Source organism: Shigella sp. FC1544, assembly GCF_001722145.1.
Taxonomy (GTDB): domain Bacteria; phylum Pseudomonadota; class Gammaproteobacteria; order Enterobacterales; family Enterobacteriaceae; genus Escherichia; species Escherichia coli.
On record NZ_MECT01000497.1, the window covers coordinates 1 to 295 of the forward strand.

The 295-nt window shown below is 55.9% G+C and carries 1 pseudogene; it reads right to left on the reverse strand.

The features are described 5' to 3' along the window. A pseudogene (locus BGK49_RS18910) lies at positions 1-295 on the reverse strand (transposase); the annotation flags it as partial.

Here is a 295-nt window from a genome sequence, read left to right on the forward strand (position 1 = left end):
TTTTTCCAGAGGCGGTCGAACTCCGCCTTCGCAAAATAAGCGGAAGCCTGGCGAAGGATATCGTTACTGCGGCGCAGTTCACGATTTTCACGCTCCAGCTCTTTCAGACGCTGACGTTCAGCGGTGGTGAGCCCTCCATCACCGCCCCCGGTATCCCGCTCATGCTGGCGAACCCAGACACGCAGAGTCTCCGGCGTACAGCCAATCTTTGGAGCAATGGAACAAATTGTCGCCCATTGTGAGTCATATTCGCCCTGACTTTCCAGAACCATACGGACTGCCCGTTGACGGACTT